The sequence below is a fragment of the Corynebacterium neomassiliense genome, from assembly GCF_900626215.1.
GTDB lineage: Bacteria > Actinomycetota > Actinomycetes > Mycobacteriales > Mycobacteriaceae > Corynebacterium > Corynebacterium neomassiliense.
On the sequence record NZ_LR131106.1, the window covers coordinates 1362274 to 1373813 of the forward strand.

Annotated in this window: 10 protein-coding genes; 7 read left to right on the forward strand and 3 right to left on the reverse strand. The window is 68.2% G+C overall.

Annotated elements, in window-relative coordinates; genetic code table 11:
• On the forward strand, positions 1-897 hold the full coding sequence (locus tag E0E18_RS06010; protein WP_110481034.1) for a siderophore-interacting protein: 897 nt from the start codon (positions 1-3) through the stop codon (positions 895-897).
• A gap of 74 nt (positions 898-971) precedes the next feature.
• Here E0E18_RS06010 and E0E18_RS06015 read toward each other — a convergent pair whose 3' ends face one another.
• The gene (locus tag E0E18_RS06015) at positions 972-2213 is read right to left on the reverse strand and encodes an MFS transporter (protein WP_130839748.1); all 1242 of its coding nucleotides are present in this window, start codon (positions 2211-2213) and stop codon (positions 972-974) included.
• Positions 2214-2300: 87 nt separating this feature from the next.
• A complete protein-coding gene (locus E0E18_RS06020; protein WP_161972245.1) occupies positions 2301-3365 on the reverse strand; it encodes an esterase-like activity of phytase family protein in 1065 nt (354 codons plus the stop codon).
• Positions 3366-3612: 247 nt separating this feature from the next.
• On the opposite strand from E0E18_RS06020, the gene E0E18_RS06025 reads away from it, so the two are divergent.
• The 6 genes from E0E18_RS06025 to E0E18_RS06050 all read left to right on the forward strand — a co-directional run bounded on the left by E0E18_RS06025 (position 3613) and on the right by E0E18_RS06050 (position 10609).
• On the forward strand, positions 3613-5043 hold the full coding sequence (locus tag E0E18_RS06025; protein ID WP_130839752.1) for an FAD-dependent oxidoreductase: 1431 nt from the start codon (positions 3613-3615) through the stop codon (positions 5041-5043).
• Entirely contained in the window at positions 5040-6443 is a 1404-nt protein-coding gene (locus E0E18_RS06030) for an LLM class flavin-dependent oxidoreductase (protein ID WP_066586022.1), read from the forward strand. The genes E0E18_RS06025 and E0E18_RS06030 overlap by 4 nt, the downstream gene beginning before the upstream one ends.
• Positions 6440-7627, forward strand: a complete 1188-nt coding sequence (locus E0E18_RS06035) for an acyl-CoA dehydrogenase family protein (protein WP_110481031.1) — start codon at positions 6440-6442, stop codon at positions 7625-7627. Before E0E18_RS06030 ends, E0E18_RS06035 begins: the two co-directional genes overlap by 4 nt.
• 65 nt (positions 7628-7692) lie before the next feature.
• Entirely contained in the window at positions 7693-8268 is a 576-nt protein-coding gene (locus tag E0E18_RS06040; RefSeq protein ID WP_130839754.1) for a flavin reductase family protein, read from the forward strand.
• Complete coding sequence (gene sfnG, locus E0E18_RS06045; protein ID WP_130839756.1) at positions 8268-9362, forward strand: dimethylsulfone monooxygenase SfnG; 1095 nt, start codon at positions 8268-8270, stop codon at positions 9360-9362. Before E0E18_RS06040 ends, sfnG begins: the two co-directional genes overlap by 1 nt.
• A gap of 98 nt (positions 9363-9460) precedes the next feature.
• The gene (locus E0E18_RS06050) at positions 9461-10609 is read left to right on the forward strand and encodes an acyl-CoA dehydrogenase family protein (RefSeq protein ID WP_237559650.1); all 1149 of its coding nucleotides are present in this window, start codon (positions 9461-9463) and stop codon (positions 10607-10609) included.
• Positions 10610-10718: 109 nt separating this feature from the next.
• Here the strand turns inward: E0E18_RS06050 and E0E18_RS06055 are convergent, their stop codons facing one another.
• On the reverse strand, positions 10719-11456 hold the full coding sequence (locus E0E18_RS06055) for a GNAT family N-acetyltransferase (protein ID WP_130839760.1): 738 nt from the start codon (positions 11454-11456) through the stop codon (positions 10719-10721).
• Positions 11457-11540: the final 84 nt, after the last annotated feature.

An 11540-nucleotide genomic window follows, 5' to 3' on the forward strand; every position in this document is an offset into this window, starting at 1 on the left:
GTGACGACAATCCCATCCTCCGCCGTCGCCGACACCGCCCTGCGCACCCATCCCGGCCGGGATCTCGCCGGCCCCGGGCGACTGGTACCCGTGTCCGTCACCGCAGTCACCCAGGTGGCACCCTCGCTCAGGAGGGTCACCCTGCAGGGCCCCGGACTTGCCTCACTCGTTCTCACCGGCCCTGACGAGTACTTCGGACTGCTCATGCCCGAACCCGGGGCCACGGTCCCTCCGTTGGAGACCGGTGGCATGAACATCCGTGCCGCCGTCGCGGCCCTGCCCGAGGAAAGCCGCCCGGGTCTGCGCTGGTACACGGTCCGCCATTTCCGGCAGGAGGTACACCGGAACGACGGTGGAACCGTCGGTGAGATAGACCTGGATGTCGTCATGCACGACGACCACCCCGGGCCCGGGGCCCGGTGGATCGCCGACGCCACCGTCGGAGACAGTGCAGCCGTCTGGCTGTGCAACGCCATCTGGATCCGTCATGCCGAACGACCCCTGTTCGTCGCAGACGCCTCCGCGGTCCCCGCCCTCCGCGCGATCCTGGAGTTCACCGAGGACCACCATCCTGACGACCTCTCCCTCTACCACGTCAGAGTCGTCGCCCACACCCCTGATGAACTGGAACCCGGACTGGCGGAAGAGTGGGGTGAACGGGTCGGCTCCCTGTCGATCGTCTACGCCTCTCCCGGCATGGAGGCAGAGGCGGTGTGTGCGGCCCTGCGCCGTGACCGCGGGGCAGGGCACCCGGCCGCGTCGCCCGAGTACGTGTGGGCGTCCGGGGAGGCGGGGATGACCAAGGCAGTGCGGGGAGTCGCCGTCGACGAGTGGGACGTGGACCGTGACTTCGTCGACTGGGTCGCTTACTGGATCGAGGGACGCCCCCGCCCGTAGGCCGTAGGCGTCCGGACTGACCGGGACAACGCCGGTCAGGGCCGGTCAGGGCCGGTCAGGGCCGGTCAGGGCCCTCAGTGACCTGCCAACTCCCGCCAGTGGGTGTCCGTCAGCTCGTCGTCGATGACGGTCTGCTTCCCGGCCCGGATCCCGGCGGCACCCATGACCACAGAAATCACCGCCAGTGCGACGAGAATGCCGTCCCACGAACCGACCTGTTCATGGACCACCCCGAGCAGGAACGGGCCCACCCCGGCGATGAAGTACCCCACAGGCTGGACGAACCCGGACAGTCGCGCCGTGACCAACGGCGCCCTCGACCGGGCAGGAATCAGCGCAATGGCGGTGGGGAAGCAGCAGCCCCCGATCCCCAGCAGAACCGACCACAGCAACGGAACCGTCGACGGGGCCACCCACAGCCCCACGTACCCCGCAGCAGTGACCGCGGCAAAGACGGCGGGGAAAGGCCGCAGGTCCCTCACACGCTCAATGACCACGGGCATGAACAGGCCACCGACGATATTCAACGCACCGATGACAGACAGTCCGATACTGGCGGTGGAGGAACTGACGCCGTTGTCCGTGTAGATCTTCGGCAACCACCCCATCTGGATGTAGGCGTTCATGGCCTGGAGTCCGAAGAAGAGCATGAGGAACCGGGCCGTCGGGGAACGCCACAGGGAGGTCTCCTTCAGTTTCGTGGCAGTCTCGGCGTCAGCCACAACCTCGGACGGGCCCGCCCCGGGAACGTCGCGCCCCACCTTCGGAAGCACCACCGCCCAGACCAGTACCTGGACCACCGCGAGCACCGTCCACACCGCCAGGGCCCACCGCCACGCATCTCCACCGGAGAACCACATCGCAGACAGCGGCCCCAGTGCCCCCGAAGCGCCCAGCCCCACGGAATAGAGTGTCATCAGTACCACGGCGTGGCGTCCCCCGTGGCTTTTCACCCACGCCGGAAGCAGGACGTTCCCCAGTGCGATTCCGCCGACCACACATGCGGTGAGCACGAGGAACAGGGAGATGTCACCCACCCAGGGCCGCAGCGCGAGACCCACCAGGGTCAGCACCATTCCGCCGAACAGGGCCCGGCTCAGTCCCACCCGGGTGGCCAGGGGCACCGCCGCAAGTCCCATGACCCCGAAGAGGATCCCCGGCATCGCCGTGATCGCCCCCGCCAACGAGCCGGACGCACCGAAGGTGTCGAGAACGGCGTCGAGCACCGGCCCCAGCGAGGCTATTCCGGCACGGAGATTCACCGCGGCGGCGACAACCGCCGTGACAAGAAGAAGGAAAGTGAGGTTCTTACGCACCCGACCAACCTACTCTGAGACGTCGACACCGGTCGCGGCAACCGCTTCCCGGTGACCGGTGTCAGAAAAGACTGTCCGAAAAGACTGTCAGAACCGACTGTCAGGGGCGCCGAGGAGGAGAGAGTGGACCACCGCCCGCTGCGTACCCTCCGGCGGTGCACTGAAGTTGTCGTCTGTGCCCGCATAGAGAACCCGGCGCCCGTCCTGCCCACGGGGACCCCACGCCAGGGCCTCCACATTGCCGACACGACCGGCACCGAAGAGGACGCCCAGGTCGGCGACAGGTCGGCGGACGAGCACCCGGTCACCGCCGGCGTCCGTCTTCCAGTCCGTGCGCCACAGCACGGCGGAGTTCCCCTCACCCGCCGAGTAGCCGCGTTCCAGCACCAGAAGACTGCCCTGCGGTCCGTCAAGAATTTCGGAGATACCCCGCCCCGGCCATTCGAAGACGGTCGGGCCGTCCTGCCCGTGAACGGTGACGACAGGATGACTGCGGCCCGCCGGGGCCGCTTCCGTGGCAGTGACCACCGACACCCCACCGCCCTCCTGCGGGACGACGGCCAGCCCCTCCAGGCCCTGCGCCGGACGGGTCCCATCCGGAACCGGCAGAGTGTACCGGGCACGACCGGACCTGTCCGCGACCGTGACCGTGGCGGACCTCTCCGCCGACCAGACCATCCCTGAAACAGGGCCGGGGCCGGTACGGAGGAGACGGATACTCTCCGGTTCAACTGTGCCGGGACGGTAGGGAACGCCCGCGGAGTCGGTGAGTACCACCGGGGTGCCCACCGTACCGGTCACCGGATCCAGCGGGTATGCGCGGACCGGTCCGCGGTTTCCCGGATCATCACTGACCGCGAGACAGGTCACCGCCGTGTCCCCGGAAGTGTCCCAGAAAGTGTCCCCGGAAGTGTCACAGTCGAATCCGGACAGTCCGCCGACCGGTACACGCCCGTAGATTCCCTCACGGGTCTTCGGTGACGCGGAGATCTCCACACTGCCCAGGGCAGTCACGTTCCCGGTGACCCCTCCCGGGCCCGGTTGCCGCGGAGTGTCACCCCGCAGCGCCGCGAGCTGGGACACCCCACCGGTGACCGGTACGAGGAGCAGGGACACCACGACCGCCACCGTAGCCACGACGGCGGTGGACACCCCGGTGAGGGAAGGGGCGCCACGTTCACCTGGGGCGCACCCCTGCGAACCTGTCGGCGTCCTCCACCGTCTCCCCTGCATTCCCTGCCACCCTCTTCCTTCCCCTGCTGTCCCCTGTTCTCCCCGACCGTTCCCGACCGTTCCGACCGTCACCCCACCCTACGTTCCGCGCGCTCCGGCGTCCTTTTATTTCACTGTGCTCCGATACATGGCCGACCCGACAGACCGACTGGTCTACTTGTGGACCATGACCACAGATACCCCAGACCAGCACCAGACCAGTCACGGACCGGGCACAGACCTCCCCCGGCGCAGCATCGCCGTCATCGGCGCCGGTCTCGCCGGAGCCGGAGCGGCTCTCGCCCTCACCCGGGCCGGGTTCCGGGTCGACCTCTACTCCGACCGCACCCGGGACGCACTGCTCAACGACGTCCCAGCCACCGGCACGGCAATCCTCTTCGGAGCATCGAGACAAGCCGACGCGGAGATCATCGACGACCTCTACGCCGGTGTCCCCACAGCCCACTTCGGCGCCAGCGCCGCCGGACTGGCGAACCCGGACAGCAGCACCGGTGTCGACAGTTTCCCGGCGTCCTACAACTACGAGGCACAGTCCGTCGACGCCAGACTCCGCGCCGATGACCGGATCGCCGAGTTCCAGCGGCTCGCCGACACCGGAGACACCCCCGGCAGCCGCTTCCACGTCGGCACTGTCACACCCGCCGACCTCGACCGGATCGCCGCCGAACACGACCTGACACTCGTCGCCACCGGAAAAGGAGGACTCGGCGACGCCTTCGCCACCGACAACGAACGGACCCCCTACACCGAACCTCAGCGCTACCTGCTCACCGTCACCACCACCGGGCTGCCCGCAGACCACGTCTTCACCGGCAGAACCGGTTCCGGCCGGCTCACCGACAGCTCCGGACGCCCCGTCAACAACGCCCTGCTGTCCCTCCACGAGGAGGGGGAGGTCTTCGTCGGACCGTACCTCCACAAGGACCTCGCCCGTTCGACCGACGGGCAGGACGCCTGGGTCCTGCTCGCCTGGGCCAGGCCCGGAACGGACACGGAGGCAGCATTCCGTTCCGCCACCGACTCCGCCTCCGCACTGCGTGTCCTGCAGGAGCTCCACCACCGGGTACTCCCGGACGTCGCCGGAGACCTCGACCGGCTCAGGACCATCCCGTCGGACCCGCACTCCTGGCTGAAAGGTGCCGTCACCCCCCGGGTGAGGCGTCCCGTCGGGTTCACCGACGGCGGCCACCTGCTCGCGGCACTCGGCGACACCGCCGTCGCCGTTGATCCGATCGCCGGCCAGGGGGCGCAGCTCGGCGACCGGCAGGTCGCCGGACTGGTGCGCGGGCTCACCGCCGCAGCCTCCGCCGGACGCGACTGGGACGCCGACCTGCTCACCGAACTGTTCGAACAGCACTGGTCGGACCACGCCGCCGCGGGAGTTGCCGTGACCTCCCTCTTCCTCGGAGATCCGCTGTACACCGACGTCGCCGGAGCCTTCTTCGGCGGTGCCGCCACCGACCCCGCCTACGCCACCGCGCTGTTCTCCCTGTTCTCCGAACCGGCCCCCGCACTGACCCTGCGCACCGCACAGGACGTCGCCGACCTGGCCGGAACATTCCGCGTCTCCCCGGCGTCCTCGGAGGTTCCTGCATGACCCGCCGCATCAGGTTCAACGCCTTCGACATGAGCTGTGTCGTCCACCAGTCCCCGGGTCTGTGGCGTCACCCCGAGGACCAGTCCCACCGTTACACCGACCTGCGCTACTGGACCGACCTGGCGCAGCTGCTGGAGCGCGGGATCTTCGACGGCATCTTCATCGCCGATGTCCTCGGACTCTACGACATCTACGGCAGTTCCCCCGACCAGGCGCTCCGCTCCGGGGCACAGGTACCGGTCACTGACCCGCTTCCCCTGGTCAGCGCGATGGCTGCGGTCACGGACAACCTGGGGTTCGGACTGACCACCGGCACCGCCTTCGAGCACCCGTTCCCCTTCGCCCGCCGGATCAGCACCCTCGACCACCTCACCGACGGCCGGCTCGGATGGAACGTCGTCACGGGATACCTCCCCTCCGCCGCAGAGAACCTGCAGTCCCGGGGACAGCTCGACACTTTCGACCACGACGCCCGCTACGACCACGCCGACGAGTACCTGGAAGTCCTCTACAAACTCTGGGAAGGCTCCTGGGAGGATGACGCCGTGATCGCCGACCCGTTGACCGGGGTGTACACGGACCCGTCGAAAGTCCACCCGGTCAACCACCACGGGGCCCGGTACACGGTCCCGGGAATCCACGTCACCGAGCCCTCCCCGCAGCGGACGCCGGTGATCTTCCAGGCCGGGGCGTCCTCACGTGGCAGCGCCTTCGCCGCGACCCACGCCGAAGCTGTGTTTGTCGCGGCCCCCACCCGGGAGAAGCTCGCCGCGGTCGTCAACACCCTCACCACGAAGCTGGAGGAGGCCGGAAGATCCCGCTCTGACGTGGTGATCTACGCGTTGCTGACCGTCATCACCGGTGCCACCGAGGAGGAGGCACAGGCCAAGGCCGCAGAGTACCGCAGCTATGTCGACCCGGAGGGTGCGCTGGCACTGATGTCAGGGTGGATGGGCGTCGACTTCTCCCGTTTCGACCTGGACGACCCTGTCGCCGGGATCGAGTCGAACGCGATCCAGTCGGCCGTGGCGGCCTTTCAGCGTTCCGCCGGGGAGGACGGCCGCGAGTGGACGGTCCGAGAACTCGCCGAGTTCGGCGGTATCGGAGGTACCGGTCCGGTGGTCGTCGGTTCCGGCGAATCGGTCGCCGACCAGCTGGAGGAGTGGGTCGACGCCACCGGTGTCGACGGTTTCAACCTCGCCTACGCGGTCACCCCGGGTACTTTCCGCGACATTGTGGAGTACGTCGTCCCGGTTCTCCAGGCCCGGGGCGAATACCCGGAGGAGTACACCCCGGGAACGCTGCGCCGGAAACTCTTCGGCTCAGACCGGGTCCCCGACAACCACCCGGCCGCCGCCTACCGTACCGCCGTCCCCGCCCAGTCAGGAGAAACCCTGTGACCACCGTATCCCCCACCCCGACAGACTCCGATCTCACCGACCGCTTCCGCCCGGTGTTCGAGGGCATCGCCCTGGGCGCCGCCGACCGCGACCGCAACCGTGAACTGCCCCGGGAACAGATCCGGCAGCTGAGGGACGCCGGGTTCACCGCCCTGCGTGTCCCGGTGGAACTGGGGGGTCTCGGGGCGACCGTACGACAGAGCTTCGCCCTCCTCACCGACCTCGCCGCCGCCGACTCCAACCTCACCCAGGCACTGCGCGTGCACTTCTTCACCGTCGAAGGCTTCATCTCCTCCGGTGACGAGGCGGGACTGCGCAGCGTCGCCGGGGGGAAGATCTTCGGCAACGCCATCTCCGAGAAGGGGACAGGGGCGGTGGAGCGCTACCAGACCCGGCTCACCCCGGGACCGGACGGCGGCTACCTGCTCAACGGCACGAAGTTCTACTCCACCGGCACCCTCTACGCTGACGTGGTCAGTGTGGCTGCCGACCTCGACGGACAACGCGCCACGGTGCTGGTCGACGCCGATGCCGAGGGGGTGCACCAGTTCGACGACTGGGACGGGTTCGGGCAACGTCTCACGGGCTCGGGCACCACCGTCTTCGACGACGTGTCCGTACCCGCTTCCGCCGTGACCGTGGGCGGCTACGGGGATGCGGGGCATGTCCCGGACACCGCCTATCTGCAGCTGTTCCATCTCGCCGCACTGGCCGGCATCGCCCGGCGCGCCGCGGACGACGGACGTGACAGGGTGGCCACCCGGGAGCGGACCTACAGTCACGCCTCCGCCGACCTGCCACGCGAGGATCCTCTGGTGCAGGCCGTGCTGGGCCGGGCGTATTCCGCTGCCTCGGTGGCCCGCGCCTCGGTCCTGGCGGTGGCCGACGCGGTGGCTGTGGCTCTGGCGTCACCCGACGACACAGCGGCTGTGGACGCCGCGGAACTCGCCGCAGCGGAGGCCCAGGTCGTGCTGGTCCCGCTGGTGCTCTCAGCGGTCTCGGAGGTGTTCGAGACCGGTGGATCATCGGTGGTCTCCGAGAAGCTGGACTTGGACCGGCACTGGCGTAACGCCAGGACCCTTGGTGTGCACAATCCTGTGGTGTACAAGCAGCGTGCGGTGGGCGAGTTCCATCTCACCGGGGAGGGCCTGCCTTTCGCCTGGAGTGCCGGAGTACGTCGCTGACCCTTCCATTCAGGGGTTTGGCGAACCCTGGCGGCAGTCACAGACCGAGTGGTCTACTCGTGGTCATGACAACGACAACCACACAAACCGCCCGAACCGACAGCACGACCGGCACGACCCTGACCGGTGTAGCTGCGCCGACAGCACCGGAACTCTCCGCCGCCCCGCTCTCCCCCACCGAACTCCGCGCCGCCTGGGCGTCCATCCCCACACCGATCACCACCGTCGCCGCCGTCGTGGACGGCGCTCCGGTCGGGCTCATCGTCGGATCATATGTCGGTCTTTCCCTCGAACCGGCTCTCGTCGCGGTGAGTATCCAGAAGAGTTCACGGTCGTGGCCCCTGATCCGCCGCGCAGAACACATCGGGGTCTCCGTGCTCACCACCGACCACGCGCCGCTGGTCCGGCAGCTCGCCGGCCCGCAGGACGACAGGTTCACCGGGATCGGGTGGGAGGACGACCGCGGGGCGGTCCTGCTCGAGGACGCCGTGGTCCACCTCACCGGACAGATCACCGAGGAACTCGAGACCGGTGACCACGTCACCGCCATACTCCAGGTCGACCGGGTCATCTCCCGTGCCCCGTCCGCCGCGCCGCTGGTCTTCCACGGCTCCCAGGTGTCGAGCGTGGGAGGGATCTGATGTCCACCGCACGCGTCACCGACAACATCAGCTTCGCCTACTGGGTACCCAACGTCTCCGGCGGTCTGGTCGTCTCGGACATCGAGCAGACCACCGACTGGGGCATCGACTACAACCGGCGTCTCGCGCGCACCGCTGAGCAGGTCGGCTTCGACTACGCACTCACCCAGGTCCGGTATCTCGGCTCCTACGGTGCAGAGTCTCAGCATGAATCAGTGAGTTTCTCCCTGGCACTGCTGGAAGCCACCGAAAGGCTCAGGGTCATCGCCGCCGTACACCCCGGTCTCTGGCATCCTGCGGTCCTGGCCAACCTGGCGACCACGGCCGGTGAACTCTATGACGGTCGTTTCGCACTCAACGTCGTGTCCGGCTGGCTTCGCGAGGAGTTCCGGAAGTTCGGGGAGCCCTGGCTGGAACACGATGAACGCTACCGCCGTTCGGCGGAGTTCCTCCAGGTTCTCCGGGCAATTTTCTCCGGCGACCATGCGGAGTTCTCCGGTGACTTCTACCGTCTCCACGACTATTCGGTCAGTCCCCGACCGACGACCGCCCCCGAACTGTTCCAGGGGGGAAACTCCAGCGCCGCCCAGGTCAACGGGGGACGCTACGCCGACTGGTACTTCCTCAACGGTGCCCCGGTCGATGAACTTGCCGACCAGATCGCCCAGGTCCGCCGCCATGCCGAGCAGGCCGGCAGGGAGACGAAGATCGGGGTGAACGCCTTCGTCATCCTCGACGACTCCGAGGCCGGAGCCCATGCAAGGCTGCGTGAGATCATCGACCGGGCCGACCGGGACGCAGTCGAAGGCTTCGCGGAATCCGTGCGCCAGGCCGGACAGTCCTCCTCCGACGGCAAGGGAATGTGGGCCAACTCCTCTTTCGAGGATCTTGTGCAGTACAACGACGGTTTCCGCACCGGTCTGATCGGGACGGCGGAACAGATCACCGACAGGATCAGTGAGTTGCGTGAGATCGGGGTGGACCTGGTACTGACCGGGTACCTGAACTTCCAGGAGGAGCTGGAACGCTTCGGCCGGGAGATCATCGCTCCTCTCCGAGCCTCGGAAACCCCCGTCCCCTCCCCGGTCCCGTGACGGTGCGCACAGCGCCGGATCCACGTCATCACCCCAGTGGCACGACCGGCACAAACGGCACAGCCGATCCCGTCGACGGGGCTCGCTCTGTGGCCGAGGTGGTCGACGCAGCCGGTCCCGGTGCTGACCGGGCAGAGGTCGTGGCCGGGGCGGTGAAGGCGTTGAAGACCTCAGGCCTGCTCGCCGCCACGGTACCCCGACGTCTCGGAGGACCCGGCGCGCCACCTTCCCGTATCGCCGAAGCTCTCCGCGTCCTGGCGTCCGCGGACGGCTCTCTGGCACAGATCCCCCAGTCCCACTTCACGTTCAGCCGGTGGCTGTTCGACGGTGAGCATCCGGAGAGTGAACAGTACTGGGCGGACAGGCTGATCTCGGGGACACTGGTCGCCAACGCCCAGGCAGAGCGTGACCCTGTCACCGTCGGCGACACCGTCGACGGGGTGAAGGTGTTCTGCACCGGGTCACCGTACGCCGACGTCCTCGCGGTGACCGGTCGTCCGGCGGCGGAGACCGCCCCGGCGGACGGACAGACGGTTGCGGTCTTCGTCGAAGCTGATGCCCCGGGAGTGACGGTACACCACGACTGGGACGCCCTGGGCCAGCGTTACACAGGCTCCGGCACGGTGTCCTTCCACAGGGTGCCGGTCCCCTCCGGGCGGGCGTACACATTCGGGCGTGCTCTCGCCCTGCCCGGCTACGGGGCGTTCGCACAGCTCCTCCACGCGGCAATTGACGTCGGTGTGGCCGGGGCCGCACTCGACGCCGCCCTCGCACTCGTCACAGGCAGCCGCACCGGTCCCGGCGCCCGGCCCGTACATCGACAGCCGGGGGCCCTGCAGTCACCCTCCGCTGGACAGGAGGACGCCGACCCCGACGATCTGACCGCCCACCTGGCCGGTGAGCTTGTCGCGCGGCGTTTCGCCGCCGAAGCAGTCGTCGAGAAGGCCGGACGTTCCCTCGACGCACTGTGGGCGGCTGACGACCCCTCCCCCGATCTGCGCACCCGGGTCGCCCTGCAGACCGCCGCCGCGAAGGTGACGACCGGCGAACTCACCGTGGATCTGGCGTCCCGGGTCTACGAACTGACCGGAACCCGCGGGGCCGCGGTCCACGGGGAGAACGGACTCGACCGGTACTGGAGGGACCTGCGCACCCACACCCTGCATGAACGGCGGCGGGACAAACTTGCCGTCCTGGGTCGTGAGGCTCTCACGGGCAGGTCCCCCGTGCTCGGCCCCCAGTTGTGACGGCAGCTACGGTGCCGGTGTTCCGGGGCCTCGCGTCCCGGCGGGGTCAGCTGCGGCCGCCCCTCCGGGTCAGGGGAGGCCCGAAGCGGGAAATCCTCAGGTTCCCCTCTCAGTCCTCCCTGTCGTACAAGCGGTTCTCAGCCACTTCTCCGCGCACCGGCCAGAGGAACAGGCGGACACGGCGGTCCGCGCGCTGCTGCCACTCCCCTGCGTCCACTGCCCCGAAGGCCCGCAGTCCGTGGTGGACACGCCCGTTGGAGGCGTCCGGTTCAACGATCACCAGCCGGCACAGGGGGTCGGCGTCAACCAGCGCCTGGGTCAGCCCGAGCAGGAACGGGCCGAAGATTCCCCTGCTCGTCAGCGAGGCGTCCCCGACTGCCACATGCCAGCCGAAATCATGCGGGTCAGAGCGGTAGATCTTGCCGATTTCGTCCCGGTGGGGACGGTAGATCTCCATGTATCCGACATCTCTGCCGTTGTAGGAGACGATGACGGGCACAGAGTAGGTGGTCGACAGTTTCGCCCGCCAGTCCGCGGCCCAACGCTCCGGCTCCCAGGGCTGCTCCCAGGCCGCCTCCAGCTCAGGGGTCTTCATCCACCTGCTGACCATCTCGGCGTCACGGTCCGGGTCGGCGGTCCGGACGGCGAAGCTGTCGTCCAGGCCGTAACCGAGGGTTTCCGGCACAGGAGGGGGATCCGGAAGGAACTCTGACTCAGGAATATCTGTGCGCAACCTGTGCAGGACGCTGAGATCCACAGTTCCGTTGTCGCCGGGGACGAGACCGTCGTCTCCGGATCCGGCCGCACCGGGGCCGGTCACAGGACCCGGGATTTGATTGTCGGTCACAAGAATTCACTTTCTCTGTACATAAGTGATCCTACCCTTTGATCAGGGTGGTCAGCACAGGGTAGCCTGTCCGTCGTCATCCGC

Coding starts and splice junctions, on each gene's coding strand:
- E0E18_RS06025 (WP_130839752.1), top strand. CDS start 3,613: ATGACCACAGATACCCCAGACCAGCACCAGACCAGTCACGGACCGGGC.
- E0E18_RS06030 (WP_066586022.1), top strand. CDS start 5,040: ATGACCCGCCGCATCAGGTTCAACGCCTTCGACATGAGCTGTGTCGTC.
- E0E18_RS06040 (WP_130839754.1), top strand. CDS start 7,693: ATGACAACGACAACCACACAAACCGCCCGAACCGACAGCACGACCGGC.
- sfnG (WP_130839756.1), top strand. CDS start 8,268: ATGTCCACCGCACGCGTCACCGACAACATCAGCTTCGCCTACTGGGTA.